The following is a 20,594-nucleotide window of genomic DNA, read 5'->3' as shown; positions in this document are numbered from 1 at the left end:
CTCGCCACAAAAAAGCCGTGTCGGCTTTAGTCCTTACGCCTGCACGCTCAACCCATACTCAGCCGCCGCATCCTGCAACCACAGCCACCAGTAATCGGAAAAGCTGCGGCGGATCACCAGTTCCCAAGTGTCTTCAGCGGTGTGGCGGATCACCAGTTGCGACTTGGCGAACACCGTGCCAACGGCCTTGCCCACCGGGAAGTTGCTTGGGTGTACATCGTAGCTGGTGGATTTCATCAGCACGTCGCGCACGTTAGGGCCCGACAGTTCAAGGATCTGCTGGCCGCCGCTGACGTTGACGATCTGGATGTGCAGTTCGCCCAGCGCTTCGCGCAGGTTCTTTTCGGCGACGAATTCTTCGCCAGAAGGCACCACCAGCAGCCATTCATCCGGGCCCAGCCATTGCAGGCTGGTTTCGCCCTTGACGATGACAGCCAGCGCACCCGGCAACTCCAGGCCCAGGGCCTTGTGCACGCCCGCGGCGAACGCCGGATCGTGGCCATCGCCACGAATGGTCAGGTGGCCGAGGAGTTTTTTCTCGCGCACGGTCACGCCGGCGTTCTTGCGGCCCTTGCCCGCCAGGCTGGCGAGGTCGGCATGGTGCAGCGACGACTCGGCCTTGGCCCCGGTGGTGGGGCGTTGTTGGTACACGTTGACTGCGGTCATATGGAGCACCTGTCTGAATGCTGTTGGGTCAAACCCTGTGGTGGCTGTCAGGCCGTCATCGCGAGCAAGCTCGCTCCCACAGGGTTACGCGATCAACTGTGGGAGCGAGCTTGCTCGCGATGAAGCTGACGCGGTATCGCCGTTCTCCCACAGGACCTCAAGCCATTAAACGTTCTGCCGATCCCCCTTCGGATCGAAGAACACCGAAGAAACGATCTCTGCCTCGATCACCCGACCATCCGCCAGCGGTGCGAAGACTCGCTCGCCGAGGCGCTTCAAGCCGCCCTTGACCACGCCCATCGCAAACGAATAACCCAGGGAGTTATGCGCATAGCTGGATGTCACGTGGCCGACCATCGACATCGGGATCGCCTGCTTGGGGTTGAACACCAGCTGCGCGCCTTCCGGCAGCCAGACATTCGGGTCGATCGGCTTGAGGCCCACCAGTTGCTTGCGCTCTTCACGCACGCAATCTTCGCGATTCATCCCACGCCAGCCGATCCACGAGAACGGCTTGGTCCGGCCGACGCACCAGCCCATGTTCAGGTCGTCCGGGGTCATCGAGCCGTCGGTGTCCTGGCCGACGATGATGAAGCCCTTCTCGGCCCGCAACACGTGCATGGTCTCGGTGCCATACGGGGTCAGGTTGTACTTCTTGCCGGCCTCGACGATCTGTTCGAGCACGCCCATGGCGTAGTCGGCCTGCACGTTGATTTCGTACGACAGCTCACCGGTGAACGAGATGCGGAACACCCGCGCCGGCACGCCGCCTACCAGGCCTTCCTTCCAGGTCATGAACGGGAAGCCGTCCTTGTCCAGGTCGATGTCGGTGACTTCGCTCAGCAGCTTGCGGCTGTTGGGCCCCGACAGGGTCATGGTCGCCCAGTGGTCGGTAACCGAGGTGAAATACACCTTCAGGTCCGGCCATTCGGTCTGCTGGTAGATCTCCAGCCATTGCAGTACACGGGCCGCACCGCCAGTGGTGGTGGTCATCAGGAAGTGGTTGTCGGCCAGACAGGCAGTCACGCCGTCGTCGAAGACCATGCCGTCTTCCTTGCACATCAGGCCGTAGCGGGCCTTGCCCACGTCGAGCTTGGTCCAGGCATTGGTGTAGATGCGATTGAGGAACTCACGGGCATCCGTGCCCTGGATGTCGATCTTGCCGAGGGTCGAGGCGTCAAGCAGACCGACGCTGTCGCGCACGGCCTTGCACTCGCGCTTGACCGCGGCATGCAGGTCTTCGCCGTTCTTCGGGAAGTACCAAGGCCGTTTCCACTGGCCGACGTCTTCGAACTCGGCGCCGTTTTTCACATGCCAGGCATGCAGCGCGGTGAAGCGCACCGGTTCGAAGATATGCCCGCAGTGCCGACCGGCCACCGCGCCGAAGGTCACCGGCGTGTAGTTCGGACGGAACATGGTGGTGCCCATCTGCGGGATGCTCACGTTCAGCGAGCGGGCCGCGATGGCCAGGCCGTTGACGTTGCCCAGCTTGCCCTGGTCGGTGCCGAAGCCCAGTGCGGTGTAGCGCTTGACGTGTTCCACCGACTCGAAGCCTTCGCGGGTGGCGAGTTCGATGGCGGCGGCGGTGACGTCGTTCTGCAGGTCGACGAATTGCTTCGGCGCACGTGCGGTGGTTTTTTCATGCGGCACCTGGAACAACGCCAGGGTCGGTTCTTCATGACGGCTCAGGGCCTTGGGCAACACGCCCTCCACAGCCTTGAAACCGGCTTCGCTGGCCGCGCGCACGCCGCCTTCAAAACCGTCGGCCAAGGAATCGCCGAGACCGTAGACGCCATTCACACCGCCGACGCACACGCGTTTCTGCGGCGCTTCGCCCGGCACAAAACCGAGGATGTCTTCACGCCAGATCGGCTTGCCGCCCAGGTGCGAAGCCAGGTGGACCACCGGGCTGTAGCCGCCGGAACTGGCCACCAGGTCGCAGTCCAGCCATTCGCCAGGGCTGGTGACCTTGTGGGCGCGGACGTCGATCGCGGCAACACGAGCCCCGGTGACGCGCTTGCTGCCACGGGCCTCGATCACGGCGCTTCCGGTGAGGATGCGGATGCCCTTGGCGCGGGCTTCTTCCACCAGCGCGCCACGTGGATTGCTGCGCGCATCGGCGACGGCCACCACTTGCAGGCCGGCGTCGAACCAGTCCAGGGCGACGCGATAGGCGTGGTCGTTGTTGGTGCTCAGCAGCAGTTTCTTGCCCGGTGCCACGCCGTAGCGGCGGATGTAGGTAGAAACCGCACCCGCCAGCATGTTGCCCGGCACGTCGTTGTTGCCGTAGACCAGCGGGCGTTCGCAAGCACCAGTCGCCAGCACCACGCGCTTGGCGCGTACCCGGTTGATGCGCTGGCGCACCTGGCCGATCGGTGCGCGGTCACCGAGGTGATCGGTGAGGCGCTCGTGGATGGTCAGGAAGTTGTGGTCGTGGTAACCGTTCACCGTGGCGCGAGGCAGCAACACCACCTCGGGCATCGAGCGCAGTTCAGCCACCGCCGCCGCGACCCACTCGGTCGCCGGCTTGCCGTCCAGGCTTTCGCGGGAGTCGAGCAGGCTGCCGCCGAATTCTTCCTGCTCATCGGCCAGGATCACTCGCGCACCGCTGCGGGCCGCGGCCAGTGCTGCGGCCAGGCCAGCAGCGCCAGCGCCGACGATCAGCACGTCGCAGTGACGATTCATGTAGTCGTAGGTGTCCGGATCGTTCTCGGTCGGCGAGCGACCCAACCCTGCGGCCTTGCGGATGTACTTCTCGTAAGTCATCCAGAACGATTGCGGGTACATGAAGGTTTTGTAGTAGAAGCCCGGCGGCATCAGCTTGCCGCCGACCTTGCCGAGAATCCCCATCATGTCGTTGTTGACGTTCGGCCAGCCGTTGGTGCTGGTGGCGACCAGTCCCTGGTACAGCGCCTGTTGCGTGGCGCGCACGTTCGGGATCTGCGTGGCTTCGGTGGCGCCGATCTGCAGCACCGCGTTCGGCTCTTCCGCACCGGCGGCGAAGATTCCGCGCGGACGAGAATACTTGAAGCTGCGGCCGATGATGTCGACACCGTTGGCCAGCAGCGCAGCGGCCAGGGAATCGCCTTCGAAGCCTTTGTAGCTCTGGCCGTTGAAGGTGAATGTCAGCACTTTGTTGCGGTCGATCCGTCCGCCGTTGGACAGGCGATTGATCTGGCTCATACCTTCTCTCCCAGAGCCTGCGCGGCCGCTTTCGGACTGTCAGCCTTGTCGGTGAATTGCGGCTTTTGACCGATCTTGTAGGTTTCGAGGATCTCGTAGGTCACGGTGTCACGGGTCGCGTTGAAGTACTGGCGGCAACCGGCGGCATGGATCCACAACTCGTGGTGCAGGCCGCGAGGGTTGTCGCGAAAGAACATGTAGTCGCCCCACTCCTCGTCGGTGCAGGCGTTCGGATCCAGCGGACGCGGGATGTGCGCCTGGCCGGATGCATGGAATTCCTCTTCGGAGCGCAGTTCGCCGCAGTGAGGACAGAAGATATGCAACATGGGGATTTCTCCTGTTAGTGGGCAACCGCAGCAGCGCCGTGTTCATCGATCAACGCACCGTTGTGGAAACGGTCGATGGAGAAAGGGGCGGCCAATGGGTGCATTTCACCCTTGGCCAGGCTCGCGGCAAACACGTTGCCCGAGCCAGGTGTCGCCTTGAAGCCGCCGGTGCCCCAACCGCAGTTGAAGAACATGTTCGGCACTGGCGTCTTGGAGATGATCGGGCAGGCGTCCGGCGTGGTGTCGACGATGCCGCCCCACTGGCGGTTCATGCGCACCCGCGAGAGCACCGGGAACATCTCGACGATGGCCTGGATGGTGTGCTCGATCACCGGGTACGAGCCACGCTGGCCGTAGCCGTTGTAGCCGTCGATACCGGCGCCGATCACCAGGTCGCCCTTGTCGGACTGGCTGATGTAGCCGTGCACGGCGTTGGACATGATCACGCTGTCGATAATCGGCTTGATCGGCTCGGACACCAGCGCTTGCAGCGGATGGGATTCGACCGGCAGGCGGAAACCGGCAAGCTTGGCCATGTGCCCGGAATTACCTGCGGTCACCACGCCGACGCGCTTGGCGCCGATGAAGCCTTTGTTGGTCTCCACGCCGATGCACACGCCGTTTTCCTTGCGGAAACCGATCACTTCGGTCTGCTGGATCAGGTCCACGCCCAAGGCGTCCGCCGCCCGGGCAAAGCCCCAGGCCACGGCATCGTGACGGGCCACGCCGCCGCGACGCTGGACGGTGGCGCCCATCACCGGATAACGGGTGTTCTTCGAGCAATCCAGGTACGGAATCTCGTCAGCCACTTGCTTGGCATCGAGCAGCTCGCCGTCCACGCCGTTGAGGCGGTTGGCGCTGACGCGGCGCTCGGAATCACGGATGTCCTGCAAGGTGTGGCACAGGTTGTAGACGCCACGCTGGGAGAACATCACGTTGTAGTTCAGGTCCTGGGACAGACCTTCCCAGAGTTTCATCGCGTGTTCGTACAGGTGGGCCGATTCGTCCCACAGGTAGTTGGAGCGCACGATGGTGGTATTGCGCGCGGTGTTACCGCCGCCCAGCCAGCCCTTTTCGACCACGGCCACGTTGGTGATGCCGTGCTCCTTGGCCAGGTAGTAGGCGGTCGCCAGACCATGCCCGCCGCCGCCGACTATGACCACGTCGTAGACCTTTTTCGGGGTCGGCGTGCGCCACATCCGCTGCCAGTTTTCATGATGGCTGAGTGAGTGTTTGAAGAGGCCGAAGCCCGAATAGCGTTGCATAGTCATTACTCCAGAACCGACTCAGCGATAAACCGGGAAGTCCGCGCACAAGGCCGCCACTTGCTGCGCGACATTGGCCTCGACATCGGCGTCGCCGAGGTTGTCGAGAATGTCGCAGATCCAGCCGGCCAGCGTGACGCACTGGGTCACCTTGAAGCCGCGGGTGGTTACTGCCGGCGTACCGATGCGCAGGCCCGAGGTCACGAACGGCGATTGCGGGTCGTTCGGCACGGCGTTCTTGTTCACGGTGATGTGGGCGCGGCCCAGGGCGGCGTCCGCATCCTTGCCGGTCAGGCCCTGGCGGATCAGGCTGACCAGGAACAGGTGGTTGTCGGTGCCGCCGGACACTACATCGTAGCCGCGCTTGATGAACACGCCCGCCATGGCCTGGGCGTTGTCGATCACTTGCTGCTGGTAAGCCTTGAAGCCCGGCTCCGCCGCTTCCTTGAAGCACACCGCCTTGCCAGCGATGACGTGCATCAGCGGGCCGCCCTGGGCGCCGGGGAATACGGCGGCGTTGAGCTTTTTCTCGATCTCTTCGTTGGCCTTGGCCAGGATCAGGCCGCCGCGTGGGCCGCGCAGGGTCTTGTGGGTAGTGGTGGTGACCACGTCGGCGTACGGCAGCGGGTTCGGGTACAGGCCGGCGGCAACCAGGCCGGCGACGTGGGCCATGTCGACGAACAGCAGCGCACCGACCTTGTCGGCGATCTGGCGGAAGCGGGGGAAATCCAGGGTCTTGGAATAGGCAGAAAAACCGGCCACGATCATCTTCGGCTTGCACTCGACCGCCAGGCGCTCGACTTCGTCGTAGTCGATCAGGCCTGTGGTGGTGTCGATGCCGTATTGCACCGCGTTGTACAGCTTGCCCGAGGACGACACCTTGGCGCCGTGGGTCAGGTGACCGCCGTGGGCCAGGCTCATGCCCAGGATGGTGTCGCCGGCTTGCAGCAAGGCCAGGTACACGGCGCTGTTGGCCGACGAACCGGAATGCGGCTGGACGTTGGCGTAATCGGCGCCGAACAGTTGTTTGGCGCGCTCGATGGCCAGGGCTTCGACCTTGTCGACGTGCTCGCAGCCACCGTAGTAGCGCTTGCCCGGGTAACCTTCGGCGTACTTGTTGGTCAGGCCGCTGCCCTGGGCCTGCATCACGCGCTTGCTGGTATAGTTCTCCGACGCGATCAGTTCGATGTGATCTTCCTGGCGTTGCTCCTCGGCATTCATCGCCGCCAGCAGTGCATCGTCGTAACCCTGGATCTGGTCTTGCTTGCTGAACATCGCGTCTCTCCCAGCGGCGGCGGTGCGCCTTTCGTCTCGGTGAGGCACGGACCGTTTCGGTCGTGCCCTTTGGATGCGATGGTATGGCCGGCGCAGGCAGGTCAAATGCCTATGGACGCCACGCAAAGGTGCGTTTACGACATAGGATCGAATGGAGTCGAACAGTGGCCCCTGTGGCGAGGGAGCTTGCTCCCGCTGGAGGGCGAAGCCCTCCCAAAAGGACCACCCTGGATTTACCTGACGCACCGAGGCGCCTGGTCTTGGGGCCACTTCGTAGCCCAGCGGGAGCAAGCTCCCTCGCCACAACTGCTATGCGGCGATCTGGCGAACCGCGAGCAGCGCTAAAAAATGCGCGGGGTACAGCGTGTATGCCCAGCGCCGCATTGCCGGTGGACGGAAAGAGCCCGCGTGGCGCAACAGCATCAGCCCAAGCCATGGCGCGATCAGACAAGCCACCAGCCCCCAGAGCGCCACCGTGTCGCCCAGCCATGCCGCGCCATACAACACCCGCCATTGATTGGCCGCCACGCAGACCATTCCAGGTAGCAACGCGAAATACCAAGGCCGGCGATGCACCAGCAACATCGCCAACGGCAGCAGCACGCCGTAGAACCCGAACATCAACTGTGACGAACACAGCGCCGCCAGCAGCAGCGCCGCCACCGCCAGGCATCGCGCCTGCAAGGTGGGGGTTTGCCAACAGCGCGCCAGCAACAATCCCAGCACCAGCGTCGGCATCACGTTCAATGTCGTGGGGTTGGGAACGAACAAGCGGTAGGGGATTTCACTGATGGCGCTGAACAGCAACAGCCAGCCCAGGTAACGCCACGGAAGCGAGCTGGCGCCGTTGCGTGAGAGGTTGGCCGCCATCGCCAGGCAGAACCAGGGAAACGCCAAGCGCCCCGGCACATAAAGCCAATCGGCGGAAAAACCGACATATCGCAGATGATCGAGGACCATCGACAACAGTGCCAGCCACTTGAGCAGGTCCAGCGCAGCGTCGCGCTGACTCATGCGTACTGCGGCCCGCTGATTTTGTGATTTTCTGACCTAAACATCCCGTGTGCTCCCTCGCTAATCTTGGGTAAAGTGCGCACCACTATCGACCACGGCGCTGTGGACCCAAACACGCCGAACCATGGAACCCCTCACCCGGGAGTTCCACCAGGGATCTCTTACCCAGGACTCTCTATTCAAGGAGCAAGGCCATGACCGACAAGAGCCAACAATTCGCCAGCGACAACTATTCCGGCATTTGCCCCGAAGCCTGGGCGGCCATGGAAGAAGCCAACCAGGGCCACCAGCGCGCCTATGGCGACGATGAATGGACCCACCGCGCGGCGGATGATTTCCGTGCCCTGTTCGAAACCGACTGCGAAGTGTTCTTCGCGTTCAACGGCACTGCGGCCAACTCCCTGGCCCTGTCGTCGCTGTGCCAGAGTTACCACAGCGTGATCTGCTCGGAAACCGCCCACGTCGAAACCGACGAATGCGGCGCGCCGGAGTTCTTCTCCAACGGCTCCAAGCTCTTGGTGGCGCGCACCGAAAACGGCAAGCTGACCCCCGAGTCGATCCGCGAGATCGCCCTCAAGCGCCAGGACATCCATTATCCCAAGCCGCGCGTGGTGACCCTGACCCAGGCCACGGAAGTCGGCAGCGTCTATACACCGCAAGAGATCCGCGCCATCAGCGTTACCTGCAAGGAACTTGGTTTGAACCTGCACATGGACGGCGCGCGCTTCTCCAACGCCTGCGCCTTCCTCGGCTGCACCCCGGCCGACCTGACCTGGAAGGCCGGCGTCGACGTGCTGTGCTTCGGCGGCACGAAAAACGGCATGGCGGTGGGCGAAGCGATCCTCTTCTTCAACCACGACCTGGCGGAAGATTTCGACTATCGCTGCAAACAGGCCGGCCAGTTGGCCTCGAAGATGCGCTTCCTCTCCGCCCCCTGGGTCGGCCTGCTGCAGAACGACGCCTGGCTCAAGCATGCCCGCCACGCCAACCGTTGCGCGCAATTGCTGGCGCAACTGGTCAGTGACATTCCCGGCGTCGAGCTGATGTTCCCGGTCCAGGCCAACGGCGTGTTCCTGCAACTCTCGGAACCGGCCATCGCCGCGCTGACCGCCCGGGGCTGGCGCTTCTACACCTTCATCGGCAAAGGCGGCGCACGGTTCATGTGCTCGTGGGATACCGAAGAAGCGCGAGTGCGGGAGTTGGCGGCGGATATTCGGGAAGTGATGGCGGGCTAGGAAATATTGCAGGTTCACCTGTGGCGAGGGGATTTATCCCCGCTGGGCCGCGAAGCGGCCCTGAAATCTGCGGACGCGATGTATCAGATTGATCGAGTTGATTGCCTTAGGGCTGCTTCGCAGCCCAACGGGGATAAATCCCCTCGCCACAAGAGCTCATCGCGCGCCTGAGAGAACGGGTTAAAACTCGATCCGCACATCCCCCTTCGGCACGCTGCAGCACGACAGGATGTAACCCTCGGCCTCGTCGTCCTCGGTGATGCCGCCGTTGTGTTCCATCTCCACTTCGCCGCCCAGCTTCATGACTTTGCAAGTGCCGCAGATGCCCATGCCGCAGGCCTTGGGAATCATCAGGCCGAGCTTGGCTGCTGCCGCGTGGACGGTTTCGCCCGGTGCTACGCCGATGCTCTTGCCCGACGCGACGAATTCCACCTGATGCAGGTCCGCCTGGTCGACTTCAGGCGCATCCGCCGCCTGTTCGGCCTGCTCCACCGCATCGGCGCGAGCTTCCGGTGGCGTGGCGCCGAAGGATTCCTCGTGGTAGCGCTTCATGTCGTAGCCGGCCGCTTCCAGCAGACGCTTGACCGCGCTCATGTACGGCGTCGGGCCGCAGCAGAACACTTCGCGCTCAAGGAAATCCGGCACCATCAGTTCCAGCATCTTGTGATTCAGGTAGCCACGATACCCGGCCCACGGCTCGCCCAAACCATGCTTTTCGCAAATCAGGTGCAAGCTGAAGTTATCGATCCGCGACGCCATGTGCTCCAGCTCGCGGTGGTAGATGATGTCCTTGGGCGAGCGGGCGCTGTGGACGAAGGTCATGTCGACGTTGGCGTTGGTGTCGTAGAACCAGCGGGCCATGGACATGCATGGCGTGATTCCGACGCCACCGCTGAGGTACAGGACCTTCGGGCTCGGGAAATCCATGGCATTGAACAACCCCACCGGCCCGTGCACCGCCAGTTCCTGGCCTTCGTGCAGCGTGTCGTGCAGCCAGTTGGAAACCTTGCCCCCCGGCACGCGCTTGATGGTCACCGAGAAGCTGTAGGGCACCGACGGCGAACTGGAGATCGTGTAGGAGCGCATGATCGGCTGGCCTTCGATTTCCAACTCCAGGGTGACGAACTGCCCGGGCTTGAAAAAGAACATGATCGGCTGGTCGGCCATGAAGCAAAAGGTGCGCACATCCCAGGTTTCCTGGATGACTTTGACGCAACGAACGATATGTCGGCCATTGGCCCAGGTCTGGGTGGTGACCGGGTTCAGGAAATTGTTGGACATGCTGATCTCCACGGCCGACTGTCGGCCTTCATGATGGCGATTGTGCGCAGGCGCCTGCACCGCCATTTACCTATCTGCGACATTCACATACTTATCGCGACCAGCCCCCAACTACCGGGGCTCGCGCGTCGGGAACAGATTGGGCCATGTCGCCCATGGATAAGGTTGCGCCCCTGCGCGGCCCCACACTCGCCCCAACGGATAAACAATATTTCTGCCTTGCGTAGCACCCTTGATTAGCCACTTTCGCCGGCCACAGAGATGGCCATGAGGATAAAACGATGGACGTCACCACTACCCTGAGCCTGGGCGATCCGCTGGAACCCGCACGCAAGGCCACCGCGCAAATGCTGCAAGAGCGCGAGCGGACCTTTTCGCTGCCGCAGCCGTTCTACTCCGATGAGCGCCTGTTTGATATCGACATGCAGGAAATCTTTCAGAAAGAATGGTTGATCGCCGGCATGACCTGCGAAATCCCGGCCAAGGGCAACTACCTGACGATGCAGGTCGGCAAGAACCCGATCATCGTGATTCGCGGCGCCGAAGGCGTGGTGCATGCGTTCCATAACGTCTGCCGCCACCGTGGCTCGCGGTTGTGCACCAGCGACAAGGGCAAGGTCGCCAAGCTGGTCTGCCATTACCACCAATGGACCTACGAACTGGACGGTCGCCTGCTGTTCGCCGGCACCGAGATGGGCGCCGACTTCGACATGAAGCAGTACGGCCTCAAGCCGGTGAACGTGAAGACCGCCGGCGGCTACATCTTCATCAGCCTGGCCGAGAACCCGCCGGCCATCGATGATTTCCTGTCGACCCTGAACCACTACATGGAACCCTACGACATGGAAAACACCAAGGTGGCGGTGCAAACCACCTTGATGGAAAAGGCCAACTGGAAACTGGTGCTGGAAAACAACCGCGAGTGCTACCACTGCAACGCCTCGCACCCCGAACTGCTCAAGACCCTGCTGGAATGGGACGACGTCACCGATCCGCGAGCCGACCAGGCGTTCAAGGACCACGTGGCCGCTTCCGCCGCCGCCTGGGATGCCGAGAAGATCCCTTACGCCCACGCCAGCTTCGGCCTGCGCAACCGCATCGTGCGCATGCCGCTGCTCAAGGGCACCGTGTCGATGACGATGGACGGCAAGCAGGGCTGCGCCAAACTGATGGGCCGCATCAAGAACCCTGACCTGGGCTCGATGCGCATCCTTCATCTGCCGCACTCATGGAACCACTGCATGGGCGACCACATCATCGTCTTCACGGTGTGGCCGATCAGCGCCCAGGAAACCATGGTCACCACCAAATGGCTGGTGCACAAGGACGCGGTCGAAGGCGTGGACTATGACGTAGAGCGCATGCGCCAGGTCTGGGACGCCACCAACGACCAGGACCGTCGCCTGGCCGAAGAAAACCAGCGCGGCATCAACTCCACCGCCTACCAGCCGGGCCCGTACTCGAAAACCTACGAATTCGGCGTGGTGAACTTCGTCGACTGGTACAGCGAGCGCATGCTGAACAACCTCGGGGCCGAGCCGGCGCCGTACCTCAAGGGTGTTCCGGTCCAGGGCTAAAATCCAAATCTTCGCGAGCAGGCTCGCTCCCACAAGGTTCTTTGGCGCACCGAAGGTCAAATGTGGGAGCGAGCCTGCTCGCGAAGGCGGCTCTATATTTACCCGATTATCTTGAAGACCAACGCACCGACCCATCCTCCCCATAAAACGTCTCGACAATCTCCTCCCCCGCCAGCCGCACCTTCACATACCCGTTCAACACCCGCTCCGGATACGCCTCGTCCCCCGCCAATTGTGTTTCCGACCACAACACCCGAGGATGCCCGTTCAACTCGCTGGTGGTGCCGTAGGGAATCGCTCCATGCCCGACGCAACGCGCCTGCAGCCCGCCTTGCGGCGCGTAGCAGATGCCGTTGTGCAGATGGCCCCAATACCAGTAATCCGGCTCACGCCCCAAGGCGTCGCACACCGGTTGGTAGAGCGCGGTCTTGTGGTGTCCGGAAATATCAAAACCCTGGTGATGACTGAGCACCATCAGCTTCTTTCCCTTGGGCAGGCTTTTCATCCACTCGATCTGCTGGGTGTTGAGGGTGCCGTCCATGTACAGGTTCATCGCGTCCGAGGCGTAGGCGCTGTCCAGGCCAACCACCAGCCAGTCATCGTTGTACAGGGCGAAATAGCTGGTGCCTTGCTGCACCGGAAAGCGCTTGGCCAATTCCTTGAAATAACCGTGGGCGCCGCTGTACATCTCGTGATTGGAATTGAGCGTGAACGAGCCGTGCCTGCCCTGCGGCCAGCCGGCCATGTCGACGTCTTCCTGGGAGTGGGTGCCGGCGTAGTAGACATCCCCCAGGTGAATGGTGAAATCGGCCTGGGCCAGTTGCATCTGGTTGGCGACGGCCACGGCGGGTGCGTGACTGTCGAACGGGCCGGTGCCCCAGTCGCCGGCAATGGCCAGCACCACGTCATTATCCATTTTCACCAGCGCCGGGGTGGTCGCGAACGGTGCGTGGTGACGCAGGTTCTCGATCCACTTGAGCAGCGCCTCGCTCCACAACAGGTCCAGCAGCTCCCATTTTCGGCAACCGAGCAAGGTGCCATCCTTGAGCACTCGGGTTGGCAGTTCCTCTTCCTTTTGCGGCAAAGGCGTGGCGTTGCCGATTTTCAGAATCGACAGGCCGTGGGCCAGTTCCCACGGCACGGCCGGTTCATCGTCGGGCAAATCACCATGATCAATGACATGCCGGGCTTGAGCGTGGCCACGCTCGAGCAGCTTGACGATGGCCTGGAACTCCTCAGGCTCCAGGTCGTTGACGAGTTTTTTCCAGGACATTTCCAGCCGCGTGACCAACCCGTGCAAGCGGACCTTGACCTTGTCGAACTCATGTTCCCAATGGTGCAGTAATGACATGTGAACGCTCCTTCGTTTTGCCCCGGACTACAGGGTCTTCATGAATTCGATCAAAGCCCGTTTGTCGACGTCCGACAGCTGCGTGCCGTACAGGTGGCCGCCGTTGTGGTTGCCTTCGAGCCGCGTGTCGTATTTGAAATCCGCCGACGCCTTCATCTGCGCGCCGCTGGTGATGAAACCAACCTTCTGCGGGTCGTAGATGTCGGAGCCGGTGTAGAACACCTGCGGGCGCTGCTCGGGTGTTTGCAGCAGATCCCACAAGGTCGGCACCGAACCGTTATGCAGGTACGGCGCGCGCAGCCAGATGCCGTCGGTGGGCGTGTTGCTGTAGCTCTGGGTCTTGCGGTAGGCGCCAAAGTCGAACGGCGGTTTCTTGAAACCATGGAACGCCGCCACCAGCCCGGTGGTGAAGGAATTCAGCCGATGGGGATCGGTGCCCAACTGGTCGATGTTGGTGGTGACCTGGCCGGTGTCGCTGCGGCCGAAGTCGTGGCAACCGGCACAGTTCTGCTCCCAGATCGGTTTGCCCTGGGCGACTTTCGCCTGATCCAGGGCGAACGGCCAGGCCGGTGGCTTGTGGCCCAGCAACCAGTTGGTCACCCGGTTGAAGCTCGGCGGCAGCACCGATTCCGGCGTCGCGCCCACGGCCATGGCGGCGGCGTAGTTGCGTTCGTGGATCTTGTTGTTATTGCCGTCCCAGTGCAGGTACATGGACTCGCGGGGTTTCTGGTTCCACACCTGCGGCAAGTCCACGGTGCCGATGGTCGAGTCATCCGGGAAGCCGAAGACCACCATCTTGGTCGGGTTGAACGTGTCGGTCCGCCCCGGTCCCTGGGCCGGACGCAGCTTCTGCCAGGCGTACGCCTGTTTCTGCTTGAGCAGCGCACTCTTGGCCATCGGAATGATCAGGTAGCGGTTATAGAGCTTTTCGAAGAAGCCCAGCTGGAACTTGCCGTTGATCGCCGCCATCACCGCGTCCGGGGTGAATTTCGGATCGCTGGCACACTCGTAGGCGAACCACTGGAAGGCTTGCAATTGCAGGGTATTGGCCGGCGCGGCGGCGACCGGCACCGCTACGTCAGTGGCATTGGCCCGGTATGAACCGGTGTGGCACAGCGCGCAGTTGGGCTCCACCGTGGGGTAACCGAGCTGCCGCTTGGCCATGCCGATGGGCAGATCGTTGCCGTTTTCATAGAGAAAGCCGAACACCTCATAACCGCCTGGCTTGGGCAGTTTTTCCGGGCACATCTGTGGCAGCACGGCGAACAGGTAGTAGGGAATCCGCGCTTCGATGCCCAGGCCGATGGCGGCGTATTTGTAATGATCTTCGTCGGAGGCGAAGTCCGGCTGCGGCACCTCGCGGATCATCTGATACCAGGTCTGGTAGCCGATGAAGCCAAGCACCAGCAGCACAATCAGCGCGCCAACCTTGAAGCCATGGCTTTGCCAGCGATGTGCCCAGCCTTGAAGCCATTCGCGCCAGCCGGCCCGGAGCAAGGCCAGCGGACGATTGGCCGCCGGGCTGCCTAAATACAACAGCACGCCCAGGATCAGGAACATGCTCAGGTCGCCCATCAACATCGGCACGAACAGTTGGCCCTGGTTGTTGGTGTTGATCAGGTAGATCCAGAACACCACCGCCACCAGACGCGACAGCACGCATAACCACGAATGCACCACGAAACGCGGCGCGTTGAACCCCGAGGGCATGTAGAACAGGCTGATCCCCACCAGCAACATGCCGGCGTTTTCCAGCCAGGGATCGGACAGCACCGGCGGCAGGCCAAGTATGGAGGTCAGCAACGCCGACGCGAACAACGCCGGGATCGCGAAGACCATGTTCATGACGATTCCGATCCAGATGATGCGTTGGAACCAGCGGATACAAGTGTTCATGGCATCCTTTTCCTTATTCCTGACTCACCACAAAACCCATGTGGCGAGGGAGCTTGCTCCCGCTGGGCCGCGTAGCGGCCCCCAAGACTTCAAAAGCGACGACTGCTTCGCAGCCGAGCGGGAGCAAGCTCCCTCGCCACGGAATAGTCATACTTCAACCAAGCGCCGTCTTCTCCAGGTGCCCGAGGATGATCGGATACACATCCACCACCGCGTCCTTGCCGAACATGCAGTCGATGTGGCCGTAGCCGGGGACCTCATGACGGCTGAACAACTGCGGACCGTGCATCTCGCATAACCGTTCGTAGGTCTTGAGGGTGCTCTGCGGCAAGTAGCACTGGTTGTCGGCGCCGCTGATGAAGCAGATCGGCAACTTCAACCGATCGAAATGCGGCATGTAGACGTCGTTGCCCTTGAAGTCCACCAGGTGCCCCTTGCGCACGATCAGCGCCAGGTGCTCGAAGGTCTGGATGTTCGACTCGCCGAACAATTCATGCAGATTGTCGTGCAGGGTTTCATTGAGGGTGTCGTGGCGGTACAGCGACGCATACATGAACGTGATGCGGTGGCAGACCGGATTGGTGCAGTAGCCCTGGGCCTCGATCCGGGCGTAGCCGTTGAGGGCCTTGTCGTAGAGTTTGTTGAACCAGCTTTCCTTGGTGTCGGCATAGGCCGTCATGGACTTGATGCCGATGGCATCGAGCATCCCCGGCAAATGCAAACCGGCCTTCAATCCGGTGGCGGTGGCGACCACCGTGTCGGCGGCGATCTGCGAGCAGACCACCGAGCGCACGCCCTGCAAGCCCGCCAGCATCGACATGAAGAACGTCGTCGCGCCGTAGCAATGCACTACGCATTGCACGTCACGAGCCGAGGTCGCCTGCTGGATCTGCCCGATAGCGGCCTTGAAGTCGTATTGGGCCACCTGATCGCCGTTCCATTCGTTTTTGCTGGCCGGCAGCAGGATACTCACCCGCAAATCCAGCAGCCAGACGTCGTACTCGTGCTTGCACAGGTACTCCAACAGGTTGGTATGGATGGTGTCGGTGGAAAAGATATTCGAGCCCACGCCCAGGCCATGGACCAGCATCACCGGGCCCTTGATGCCTGCCTGGTAGCGCGTCAGGCGCAGCTCGACGTGATCTTCGGTCTGGAAGAAATGCACCACCGGGGCCGGTGCATCCAGCGGCCGTTTCAAGCGCGACGGCGCGTCCGGATTGAAGTAGACATCGCCGGCGAACACCCCGCCGTAGCTCTCCCACAGGATGCCGGCGAAAAACTTGCCGAATCGCGCAAGCGCCTCCACCCGCTCACGCTCGTTGCGAGCGTTGAGCACTTTCATGGTGGTCATCTGCTTGGCGAAATCCGCCGGCAGGATGTGCATCACCCCCGCGCCGAGCACCGCGCCGCTCTTGTCCGGCCCGCGATAGAGCGTGACGTAGAGGGTGCTGGTGTCGTGCCAGATGTTCAGCACGCCGTTGTCCTCCGGCACAGTCTTGAACGCACTGAAGAAATAGTCGCTGCCGTCTTCGGCGGTCAGTTTCATGTCGTAGTTCATGTGCCGCACGCCGACCTGATCCTGATACTGCTCGAACAGGTTGAACACGCCGTTGCTGGCGACCAACGGCTTCGCCGACAGCAGGGGGGCGTCGAGGGTACCCACCAGGGTCGCAGCGTGCTCCGGCTCCTTGATCAAACGATCAAGGTCGGCAGCAGTGATGGTCAGCGTGAATTCGATGGGCGAGTTGTCAGCCTTGCCGCGCTTGGCAGCTTCCTCGTAAAGCGGCAGGTCGGTGCCCTGGGGTTGGGTGAAGGCGCTGGAGAAATAGCCCTTCATGGTTTCGGTGAACTGCACGCCGAGGGTCGGCGCCGCCACCGGTTTGCGCGGGGCCGACGGCAGCGTGTAGTCGATCAGCCAACCGCGATCGGCGGCCAGCAGGCCCATGTTGCGTTCACTCACCGCTGAAATGGTCAGCAGCGGATTGACCGCCAGGGACGTCGGGATCACCGAGCCGTCCGTCACGTACAGGCCTGGGTAGACGTCGGTGCCGCTGGCGCCACTGAACACCTGCCCCTTGTGATTGACCACGCCCTGGGCGGCGTCCTCGCCCATCACGCAACCGCCCAGGGGATGGACCGAGACAATGCTGTGCTTGAGCAGCTTGGTCCAGATCGGGTTTTCGACCCAGATCCCGCCCAAGGCCTTGGTGCTCTGGTGCAGACGCTCGTTGCCGAGGGTGACGTTTTCCTGCTCGCCGACACCGGACCAGTCGATGCGCAGCTGGTCCTTGTTATCGAGGACCATGCGGCCCTTGCCGTTGTCATGACTCATGATCAGGTAGGTCTGCATGTTATGCAGCGCGCCGTAGTACGGTCCGCGCAGGAAGCTTTCGGCTTCGCGCCCCTTGTACCTGAGGGCGGCACCAAAGCCGGTGTCGGTGGGCACGCCGATCATCTCGGCGAACGCCGCCATGCTCGGCACCATGGCCCGGCCGAGGGCGCCGGGGATCGAGCCTTCTTCGATAACCATGCGGCTGCGCCAGTCGCCTTCGGTGCGCATGTCGATCACCGAGGTGATGCACGGCCCCACCGGCTCCAGCTCCTTGGCCGAATGAGCGCCAAAACCGATGCCGTTGATGACCTGGTCGCAGTTGTGGCCGAAGCCGAGGATGTCACCGTTGCCGCTCATGTTCTCGCCCAACTGGGCAGACATCGACAGGCCCTTGTCCCGCGAGCGCAACATGATCTCGGTGGAGCCCAGGGTGCCGGCGGACACCACCACGATATCGGCGCGCACGAACAGCGTTGGCGCCGAGAACATTTCGCGACCACTGTCCAGATACTGGAAATGCACGATCCAGCCGTCGCCATCGCGCTCCAGGTGCCGCACCTCAGCCTGGCAGAAAATCTCCGTGCCATGGTTCCAGGCGTCCGGCAGATAATTCATCAGCGTGGTGTTCTTGGCCTTGTTGTTACAGCCCGAGACGCAGTCGCCACAGCCATTGCATGGCAACTGCTCGACGCCGACGTGGTTGAGGTTGTTCGGCAACTTGTCGAAAGTCACGTTGATCGGCGGCTTGTAGAAATGCGCGCCCTGCTTGAGGTAATCAGCGGATTTCTTATGAGCGTCGAGCTTGGGCAGGTTCGGCGAGGACGCCGGATACGGGTTGGGCTTGAGCATTTCCCGAGCCCGCGCGTAGCCGTCCTGGAGCAGCGTGTCGCTGTGCTCACGCATCGCCAGCGGCCAGCGCGGATCCTCGAACACGCCGGGCTCGGCTTCCAGGGCGACGTTGGCGTTGATCAGTGACGTGCCGCCCAGGCCACACCCGACCACCACGTTCTGCTGGGCGTTGACGTGCAGGTCGAACAGCCCGGTGCGCGAACCGATGTGGCCGTCGGGGTCGTGCACCTGCAACTCCTCGGTGGCAGCGAGCAATGTATTGGGGTATTCGCCCGGCTGGATTTCCCGGCCACGTTCCAGCAGGCAGACCTTGCGCCCGGCCCGGGACAGGCGCGACGCAGCAATGCCGCCGCCGTAGCCGGAACCGATGACGATCACGTCGTAGTGTTCCTTGATTTCACTGATGGGGGTCGATATCCGTGTCATGTTCAAGTCCTCTCAGGCAGAAGGGGCAACTCTGCGGTTGCCTGTAGTTTCAAGGCGCACGAACGCCTGGCCGCTATCCCGTATGGGTTGGAGCGGCAGTCAACGGTGTTGATGGGAGGGAACCTCAGGCGCTATAGGCGTGCACGCTGATTGGCGGCACGCCGACCGTTGCGCCGGGGTAACGAGGTCATAGGGGTGGGCATGCAGGTCGGGGCTGAAGCGGGATACAAATTGGGGGGCTTGCTATCCATCATGCGTTCTCCCTGAACCGGCATGGATAAAGTCGCGCTGTCCTTGTGCCATGAGTGAAGACAGGCGACACCCATACGTCAAGGCGGTTCCTTAGAACTGTATGAAATTTGATCTATCGCATTCCGCGCTAAGTCCGCCGTGACCTGTAGCGTTCGACGAACAAGTTATCCACATGACAACCCACAGCTTATGGGGACAAGTGTCGAGGTGATCTGAATTTTGTAAGGGATAATGTGAATAAAATCCGTGACTTATTCGCAAACAGTCGTTTCATGGCTGATTGACCAGTTTTTGATCAATATGCCGTAAGCCCCACACAGCGTGGCCTGGAGGACAGAGCGAACATGTTATCCACAGAAGCGCCAACAGCGTTTGGGGGTAATTTGACGATTTTGTGGAAAACGGGCTGAGCAGCCACCAACCCGGTGTTATTGCGGTGGTTTTTCTACTTGAAGTCCATGATTGATCATTAATCGATCAACTCGCTGGAAGCCCCGTACGGCATAGGTTGCAGCGTTGAGCGAACATCTTATCCACAGAAGCGCCAACAGAGACTGGGGGCAAGTCTGGCTTGGAATGCTGCGTTGCTCGCAGACAAAAGCTAATAAAAACCGCAAGTTACGCTGGTTGTTTTTTGAGCACCAGCCCGCAGAGCCTGATTTTCGTGGGGTGCAGCGATGGGCGAACAGGTTATCCACAGCCGGACACACAGGGTTTGTGGGTAACCTTCCCACAACACCGGGCTAGGCAGGAGATAGCGGGGCTCCACCAATCCCCTGTGGGAGCGAGCCTGCTCGCGAATGCGGTGGAACTGCCATGCAACGGTGACTGACGAAATGCATTCGCGAGCAGGCTCGCTCCCACAGGGTTTCGGTGGTTCTGGATCTAGCGAACTACCCCTTCCTCCACCAGCAGCTTCAAAATCGCCTCGGCCCCCGCCTCCGGAGTGACACCCTTGAGCACCTGCCCACCTCCGCCGCTGGCCTTGGCCGTGGCGGCTTTCATGCGGTCGGCGCCGCTCTTGGCCTTGATGACCTTCAGGCGCTTGGGCCGTGGCTTGGCCGGTTGCAGGGTTGCCACCGCCAGCAGGCTGTCGTCGACCACTTCGACTTCTTCCGCCTGCAACGCTCCACGCCGCGCCGGGCCATAGGCGCTCTGCCGTGGTTTGGGCGCGGCGTTATCCACAGTGGCCAGAAACGGCAGGCGCACCTTGAGCCGACGGCGCTGGCCGCGGGGCAAGGCTTGCAGCACCAGGGCCACGCCGTTGTCGATGGATTCGACCTGGGCCAATCCCACCACCAACGGCCAACCGAGGTTTTCCGCCAACAGAAACGGCAGCATGCCCGAGCCTTCACCGGTTTCCGCCTGGCTGCCGGTGAGCACCACTTGGGCGCCAGCGTCTCTCAGATATTCGGTCAACGCCGGCAACGCATCGGCGCCCTCTGGATTATCCAACACGTGAAGCTCATCCAGGCCCATGCCCAGGTAGGCGCGCAGTGCCGGTTCGGCCACGTCGCCGGCATGCAGCACTTGCAGTTCATTGCCGGCCAGTTGCAGGCCCAGCTCCACGGCGCGGGCATCCTGTTCGGCGCGCCGGGGCCGACCAGAGGTCGGGTGGGCGCCGATGGAGACGAGGCTGATCACTTGGGTACTCATGAACGTTTCC

At 62.1% G+C, this 20,594-nt stretch carries 13 protein-coding genes; 2 read left to right on the top strand and 11 right to left on the bottom strand.

Features of this window, described 5'->3' with window-relative positions:
* Window positions 1-33 precede the first annotated feature (33 nt).
* The 6 genes from J3P84_RS02645 to J3P84_RS02620 form a co-directional block, all read right to left on the bottom strand.
* Entirely contained in the window at window positions 34-666 is a 633-nt protein-coding gene (locus tag J3P84_RS02645; protein ID WP_434627579.1) for a sarcosine oxidase subunit gamma, read from the bottom strand.
* A gap of 165 nt (window positions 667-831) precedes the next feature.
* Window positions 832-3,849, bottom strand: coding sequence for a sarcosine oxidase subunit alpha (locus tag J3P84_RS02640; protein WP_434627576.1), 3,018 nt, complete (start codon window positions 3,847-3,849; stop codon window positions 832-834).
* On the bottom strand, window positions 3,846-4,175 hold the full coding sequence (locus J3P84_RS02635) for a sarcosine oxidase subunit delta (protein ID WP_434561923.1): 330 nt from the start codon (window positions 4,173-4,175) through the stop codon (window positions 3,846-3,848). The genes J3P84_RS02640 and J3P84_RS02635 overlap by 4 nt, the downstream gene beginning before the upstream one ends.
* Before the next feature lie 14 nt (window positions 4,176-4,189).
* Window positions 4,190-5,440: a sarcosine oxidase subunit beta gene (locus J3P84_RS02630; protein WP_305498311.1), complete on the bottom strand. Its 1,251-nt coding sequence runs from the start codon at window positions 5,438-5,440 to the stop codon at window positions 4,190-4,192.
* Between the two features lie 21 nt (window positions 5,441-5,461).
* Window positions 5,462-6,715, bottom strand: a complete 1,254-nt coding sequence (gene glyA / locus J3P84_RS02625) for a serine hydroxymethyltransferase (protein WP_030139294.1) — start codon at window positions 6,713-6,715, stop codon at window positions 5,462-5,464.
* Between the two features lie 309 nt (window positions 6,716-7,024).
* On the bottom strand, window positions 7,025-7,729 hold the full coding sequence (locus tag J3P84_RS02620) for a TraX family protein (RefSeq protein WP_434627572.1): 705 nt from the start codon (window positions 7,727-7,729) through the stop codon (window positions 7,025-7,027).
* Between the two features lie 194 nt (window positions 7,730-7,923).
* Between J3P84_RS02620 and J3P84_RS02615 the strand changes: the two genes are divergently transcribed.
* Window positions 7,924-8,964: a threonine aldolase family protein gene (locus J3P84_RS02615; protein WP_434627569.1), complete on the top strand. Its 1,041-nt coding sequence runs from the start codon at window positions 7,924-7,926 to the stop codon at window positions 8,962-8,964.
* Window positions 8,965-9,144: 180 nt separating this feature from the next.
* Here J3P84_RS02615 and gbcB read toward each other — a convergent pair whose 3' ends face one another.
* Window positions 9,145-10,245 (bottom strand): glycine-betaine demethylase subunit GbcB, encoded by a 1,101-nt coding sequence (gene gbcB / locus J3P84_RS02610; RefSeq protein WP_305498306.1) that lies wholly within the window; start codon window positions 10,243-10,245, stop codon window positions 9,145-9,147.
* Window positions 10,246-10,526: 281 nt separating this feature from the next.
* Between gbcB and gbcA the strand changes: the two genes are divergently transcribed.
* Entirely contained in the window at window positions 10,527-11,822 is a 1,296-nt protein-coding gene (gene gbcA / locus J3P84_RS02605; protein ID WP_434627565.1) for a glycine-betaine demethylase subunit GbcA, read from the top strand.
* Window positions 11,823-11,928: 106 nt separating this feature from the next.
* Here gbcA and J3P84_RS02600 read toward each other — a convergent pair whose 3' ends face one another.
* The 4 genes from J3P84_RS02600 to J3P84_RS02585 form a co-directional block, all read right to left on the bottom strand.
* Entirely contained in the window at window positions 11,929-13,173 is a 1,245-nt protein-coding gene (locus tag J3P84_RS02600) for a metallophosphoesterase (RefSeq protein WP_434627562.1), read from the bottom strand.
* Window positions 13,174-13,200: 27 nt separating this feature from the next.
* Window positions 13,201-15,069: a hypothetical protein gene (locus J3P84_RS02595; RefSeq protein ID WP_434627558.1), complete on the bottom strand. Its 1,869-nt coding sequence runs from the start codon at window positions 15,067-15,069 to the stop codon at window positions 13,201-13,203.
* Window positions 15,070-15,223: 154 nt separating this feature from the next.
* A complete protein-coding gene (locus J3P84_RS02590; RefSeq protein ID WP_434627555.1) occupies window positions 15,224-18,676 on the bottom strand; it encodes a GMC oxidoreductase in 3,453 nt (1,150 codons plus the stop codon).
* A 1,137-nt stretch (window positions 18,677-19,813) separates the two neighbouring features.
* On the bottom strand, window positions 19,814-20,584 hold the full coding sequence (locus J3P84_RS02585) for an electron transfer flavoprotein subunit beta (protein WP_434627552.1): 771 nt from the start codon (window positions 20,582-20,584) through the stop codon (window positions 19,814-19,816).
* Window positions 20,585-20,594: the final 10 nt, after the last annotated feature.

This window comes from Pseudomonas sp. Z1-29 (assembly GCF_051131995.1).
Classification (GTDB): Bacteria; Pseudomonadota; Gammaproteobacteria; order Pseudomonadales; family Pseudomonadaceae; genus Aquipseudomonas.
Note: the sequence above shows the minus strand (reverse complement) of the source record. Positions and strands in the feature narration are given on the sequence as shown.